The organism is Mycobacterium sp. (assembly GCF_049673265.1).
Classification (GTDB): Bacteria; Actinomycetota; Actinomycetes; order Mycobacteriales; family Mycobacteriaceae; genus Mycobacterium.
The window spans coordinates 1-5,643 of sequence record NZ_JBATXN010000563.1 but is presented as its reverse complement, the minus strand read 5'-3'; the positions used below and the strand labels follow the sequence as shown (position 1 = coordinate 5,643).

Annotated in this window: 5 protein-coding genes and 1 tRNA gene; 2 read left to right on the top strand and 4 right to left on the bottom strand. The window is 65.0% G+C overall.

Annotation, left to right across the window (positions count from 1 at the left end; all coding sequences use genetic code 11):
• Positions 1 to 48: 48 nt before the first annotated feature.
• The 4 genes from WBF82_RS19255 to WBF82_RS19240 all read right to left on the bottom strand — a co-directional run bounded on the left by WBF82_RS19255 (position 49) and on the right by WBF82_RS19240 (position 1,726).
• Positions 49 to 123, bottom strand: a tRNA-Val gene (locus tag WBF82_RS19255).
• A gap of 56 nt (positions 124 to 179) precedes the next feature.
• Entirely contained in the window at positions 180 to 641 is a 462-nt protein-coding gene (locus tag WBF82_RS19250) for a peroxiredoxin (RefSeq protein WP_424384542.1), read from the bottom strand.
• Positions 641 to 1,063, bottom strand: coding sequence for a DUF3052 domain-containing protein (locus tag WBF82_RS19245; protein ID WP_424384541.1), 423 nt, complete (start codon positions 1,061 to 1,063; stop codon positions 641 to 643). Before WBF82_RS19245 ends, WBF82_RS19250 begins: the two co-directional genes overlap by 1 nt.
• A gap of 99 nt (positions 1,064 to 1,162) precedes the next feature.
• Positions 1,163 to 1,726, bottom strand: a complete 564-nt coding sequence (locus WBF82_RS19240) for a hypothetical protein (protein WP_424384540.1) — start codon at positions 1,724 to 1,726, stop codon at positions 1,163 to 1,165.
• Positions 1,727 to 1,899: 173 nt separating this feature from the next.
• On the opposite strand from WBF82_RS19240, the gene aceE reads away from it, so the two are divergent.
• Together aceE and WBF82_RS19230 are read left to right on the top strand one after the other, a co-directional pair.
• Positions 1,900 to 4,692 (top strand): pyruvate dehydrogenase (acetyl-transferring), homodimeric type, encoded by a 2,793-nt coding sequence (gene aceE, locus WBF82_RS19235; RefSeq protein ID WP_424384539.1) that lies wholly within the window; start codon positions 1,900 to 1,902, stop codon positions 4,690 to 4,692.
• A gap of 50 nt (positions 4,693 to 4,742) precedes the next feature.
• On the top strand, positions 4,743 to 5,643 hold a 901-nt coding region (locus tag WBF82_RS19230), incomplete at its 3' end, for a PucR family transcriptional regulator (RefSeq protein ID WP_424384538.1).

Here is a 5,643-nt window from a genome sequence, read left to right as displayed (position 1 = left end):
TACCGGATGTACCACTTCATCAAGGATTAGGTTCCTGGTGCCGTGACATGGTGGGCGCGGACGGTATCGAACCGCCGACCGCTGGTGTGTAAAACCAGAGCTCTACCACTGAGCTACGCGCCCGTGCGGCGCAAAGATACCGTCCCGACCACTCGGCACCCAAAACGCCGACCAACGGTTCAGCCCTTCAGCACCGCCAGCGCGTCGGTCCAGAGTCGCTGATCGCGGACTTCGCCGGGCTGCTTCATCTCGGCGAAACGGATCGTCCCCGCCCGGTCGATGAAAAACGTGCCGCGGTTGGCGTAGCCGGCGTCGTCGTTGAATACCCCATCGGCCTGGCTGACAGCGCCATGCGGCCAAAAGTCTGAGAGCACCGGGAACAGGAAACCGCTTTCGGTGGCCCACACCTTGTGGGTGGGCGATGGTCCCACCGAAATGGCCAGCGGCACACTGTCGTCGTTGTCGAAGTCGGGCAGGTGATCACGCAACTGACCAAGCTCGCCCTCGCAGATTCCGGTGAACGCCAGCGGAAAGAACACCAGCAGCACGTTTTTGGCGCCGCGATAATCGCTGAGACTGACCGGCTGTCGGTTCTGGTCGCGCAGCGTGAAGTTCGGTGCGGTAGAACCGACCGTCAACATCAACGGCGCCCGGCCCGGGATTTGGGCTGCACCAGCCGACTCGCGCTCCAGTCGCCCAGGTTGACCGACGACGTCGGCATCAGCCCTGCGGTGGGGGCTGACTCCGCGATCTCAGCCGGTAGCACGTGACCTGGCCGGCCGGTCTTGGGCGTAAGCACCCAGATCACGCCATCGTCGGCCAGCGGCGCGATCGCGTCCATCAAGGTGTCGACGAGATCGCCGTCACCGTCGCGCCACCACAGCAGCACGACGTCGATGACTTCATCGGTGTCTTCGTCGAGCAACTCGCCACCGCACGTGTCCTCCACGTCGGCGCGGATATCGTCGTCGGTGTCCTCGTCCCAACCCCACTCTTGGACAACCTGACCCCGTTGGATGCCCATTTTGCGGGCATAGCTCGGGGCGTCATCCGCCGCCACCACCGTGCGATCCTCCCTTTCAGCCTCAAGCTTCTCGAACGCCAACGTGCCGCGAGATGGAATTTATCGTCGCATAGCAAGTAGCGTCGCACATCCAGCAACTCATATCGCCGCTCGGCACTGCTTCACGGCTTCGGATTTAGTGTCGTTGAACTGATTGACGCCCTGATTGAACGCATCCATCCCGCCATGCGAGCGGATGGTATTCGCCAGACCGCGTGCCGCGTCGGCGTAGGCGTTGAGCGCGTGGTGCAGGTCCTCGGACAGGGGGCCACCGTTGCTGCCCCCGACCACATCGGCGCTGTGGTTGAGGGTATCGATCGCAGGCCCCTCGCTGGGTGTGGTGTCGCGGCCCTGGTTGTAGGCGGCGACAAAGTCATTCACCTTGTCGACGGCGTCTTTGCTGCTGGTGGCAAACGACTCACACGCGCGGACCACGGCCTGCGTCGTCAGCGACTGCTGACGTTGCGACTCCCGGATGCTCGACGTCGCGGCCGACGCCGAGACCGATGCGGACACCGATACCCGATACGCCGGGGCCATTTCGGTGTCGGCGGTCGGGGTGCCGTCCGTAACGCTGGTGCACCCAACGACCGCGATCAAGATCGCGGCGGCGCACCCGATCCCCCGCGCCCAGGTCTGCGGTGGCCGCCATCCGATCAGCACAACGTGTGACGTTACCGGGTCGCGGCTTGGGCCAGCTTGGATGGGGACTACGCAACGCGATCGACTGTGCGGCACGATAGGGATTGAGCCAAACGGGCCCCAGGACCGGTACGGCAAAGACCGACGGCGCCATCAGCCAAAAGCAGATGAACCGTCACATAAGGAGTAGTGAGTTGACTACCGAGTTCGTACGCCACGATCTGGCGAAAAACCCAACCGGCGCAAGCGAACCCGATCGGGTGCGGGTAATCCGCGAAGGTGTGGCGTCCTATCTGCCGGACATCGACCCCGAGGAGACCGCCGAGTGGCTGGAGTCGTTCGACGAGCTACTGGAGCGCTCGGGGCCGTCGCGGGCGCGATATCTGATGCTGCGACTGCTGGAACGCGCCAGTGAACAGCGGGTCGCGATCCCGGCGCTGACGTCGACCGACTACGTCAACACCATCCCGACCGAACTGGAGCCCTGGTTCCCCGGCGACGAGGATGTCGAACGCCGCTACCGGGCGTGGATCAGATGGAACGCCGCGATCATGGTGCACCGCGCCCAGCGTCCGGGAGTCGGCGTGGGCGGCCACATTTCGACCTACGCCTCGTCTGCGGCGCTCTATGAAGTCGGCTTCAACCACTTCTTCCGCGGGAAATCGCATCCGGGCGGTGGAGACCACGTGTTCATTCAGGGCCACGCCTCTCCGGGCATCTACGCACGCGCCTTCCTAGAAGGCCGCCTGTCCGCCGACCAGCTCGACGGTTTCCGGCAGGAACACAGCCATCCCGGCGGTGGCCTGCCGTCCTACCCGCACCCGCGGCTGATGCCCGATTTCGGGGAGTTTCCGACGGTGTCGATGGGCCTGGGCCCGATGAACGCGATCTATCAGGCCCGGTTCAACCACTACCTGCATGACCGTGGCATCAAGGACACCTCCGACCAGCACGTGTGGGCGTTCCTCGGCGACGGCGAGATGGACGAGCCGGAGAGCCGCGGCCTGGCCCACGTCGCCGCGCTGGAGGCGTTGGACAACTTGACCTTCGTCATCAACTGCAACCTGCAGCGTCTCGACGGGCCGGTGCGCGGCAACGGCAAGATCATCCAGGAGCTGGAGTCGTTCTTCCGCGGCGCCGGCTGGAACGTCATCAAGGTGGTCTGGGGCCGCGAGTGGGACGCGCTGCTGCACGCCGACCGCGACGGCGCGTTGGTGAACCTGATGAACACCACCCCCGACGGCGACTACCAGACCTACAAGGCCAACGACGGGGCCTATGTCCGAGACCACTTCTTCGGACGCGACCCGCGTACCAAGGCGCTTGTCGAGAACATGACCGATTCGGAGATCTGGAACCTCAAGCGCGGTGGTCATGACTACCGCAAGGTCTACGCCGCCTACCGCGGCGCCGTCGACCACAAGGGACAGCCGACGGTGATCCTGGCAAAGACCATCAAGGGCTACTCGCTGGGTGCCCACTTCCAGGGCCGCAACGCGACGCACCAGATGAAAAAGCTTGCGCTGCAAGATCTTAAAGACTTCCGCGACGCTATCCGGATCCCGATCAGCGACGCCCAGCTGGAGGAGGACCCTTACCTGCCGCCGTACTACCACCCCGGGCCGGAGGCCCCTGAAATCCGCTATCTGCTCGATCGCCGTCGCGCGCTGGGTGGCTTTCTGCCGGAGCGGCGCACCAAGGCCAAGGCCCTGACGCTTCCCGGTCGCGATGCCTATAAGGCCCTGAAGAAAGGTTCGGGCACCCAGGAGGTTGCCACCACGATGGCAACGGTGCGCACCTTCAAGGAAGTGTTGCGCGACAAAGAAGTTGGGCCCCGCATCGTGCCGATCATCCCCGACGAGGCGCGCACGTTCGGCATGGACTCGTGGTTCCCGTCGTTGAAGATCTACAACCGCAACGGCCAGCTCTACACCGCCGTCGACGCCGAGCTGATGTTGGCTTATAAGGAAAGTGACATCGGCCAGATCCTGCACGAGGGCATCAACGAGGCCGGATCGGTCGCCTCGTTCACCGCAGCCGGCACGTCATACTCGACGCACAACGAACCGATGATCCCGATCTACATCTTCTATTCGATGTTCGGGTTCCAGCGCACCGGCGACGGCCTGTGGGCCGCGGCCGACCAGATGGCACGCGGCTTCCTATTGGGAGCAACCGCGGGGCGCACCACACTGACCGGCGAAGGTCTGCAGCACGCCGACGGCCATTCGCCGCTGCTCGCGGCCACCAATCCGGCGGTGGTCGCATACGACCCCGCGTTCGCCTTCGAGATCGCCTACATCATCGAAAGCGGACTGGCCCGCATGTTTGGCGCTGAGAACGCCGAAAATGTCATGTTCTACATCACCATCTACAACGAGCCGTATGTGCAACCGCCGGAGCCGGAACACTTCGACCCCGAAGGCCTGTTGCGGGGTATCTACCGGTATCACGCGGCCAAGGAAAGCCGCGCGAACACGGCGCACATCTTGGCGTCGGGGGTGGCAATGCCCTCGGCGCTGCAAGCCGCCGAGATGCTGGCCGCCGAATGGGATGTCGCCGCGGACGTGTGGTCGGTAACCAGCTGGAGCGAGCTGAATCGTGACGGCATTGCCGTCGAAAAGGAGAAGCTGCGCCACTCGGATCGCCCGGCGGGTCAGGCCTACGTCACACGGGCGCTGTCCGCATGCTCCGGGCCGATCATCGCCGTGTCGGACTGGATGCGCGCGGTACCCGAGCAGATTCGGCCGTGGGTCCCGGGTACCTATGTCACGCTCGGCACCGACGGGTTCGGCTTCTCCGACACCCGACCGGCGGCGCGCCGCTACTTCAACACCGACGCCGAATCTCAGGTCGTCGCCGTGTTGGAGGCGCTGGCGCGCGACGGCCAGATCGACCCGTCGGTACCGGTCGCGGCTGCACGGCAATACCGGATCGACGATGTGCAGGCGGCGCCGGCGCAAACCTCCGATCCCGGGGTCGCATAACGGCACGCGTCTTGGGGGAACCATCCACAAAACTGGCGTAGCTTTTAGGGATGGTCGACAAACAATCTGCCAAGCCCAGGTCGACGCTGGACCTGCTGGACAGCGTTCCGGAGTCGCTGCTGCGGCGGTTGAAGCAATATTCCGGGCGGTTTTCCACTGAGGCGGTAACGGCGATGCAGGACCGGCTGCCGTTTTTCGCCGAGTTGGAGGCGTCGCAGCGGGCCAGCGTGTCCCTGGTGGTGCAGACCGCCGTGGTGAACTTCGTGGAGTGGATGACCGACCCGGACAGCAACATCAACTACACCGCGAGGGCATTCGAGCTGATGCCGCAGGATCTGACCCGGCGGATGCCCTTGCGCCACTCGGTGGACATGGTGCGGGTGACCATGGAGTTCTTCGAAGAGGTCGCCCCCTTGTTGGCCCGCACTGACGAACAGTTCACCGCGCTGATGGTGGGCATTCTCAAGTACAGCCGCGACCTGGCCTTTAGTGCCGCCACCGCCTACGCCGATGCCGCCGAGGCGCGCGGCAGCTGGGACAGCCGAATGGAAGCCAGCGTGGTGGACGCGGTGGTGCGTGGCGATACCGGCCCCGAGCTGCTGTCTCGGGCGGCCGCGTTGAACTGGGACACGACCGCTCCGGCGACGGTGGTGGTGGGGACGCCGCCGCCGGGCCGGGAAAACCACGCCAGCCAAGAAGTCCGGGATATCGCGGCCCGCCATGCCCGTGCGGCGCTGACCGACGTGCACGGCACCTATCTGGTGGCGATCGTGTCGGGTCAGCTGACACAGACCGAGAAGGTCTTCGGCGATTTGCTCGACGCGTTCTCCGATGGTCCGGTGGTGATCGGCCCGACGGCGCCGATGCTGACCGCGGCCTACCACAGCGCCAGCGAGGCCATTTCCGGGATGAACGCCGTGGCGGGCTGGCGGGGGGCGCCGCGGCCCGTAC

Bases quoted from the DNA above. Each gene is read 5' to 3' on its own strand.
- WBF82_RS19250 (WP_424384542.1), bottom strand. From the start codon at position 641: ATGTTGACGGTCGGTTCTACCGCACCGAACTTCACGCTGCGCGACCAG.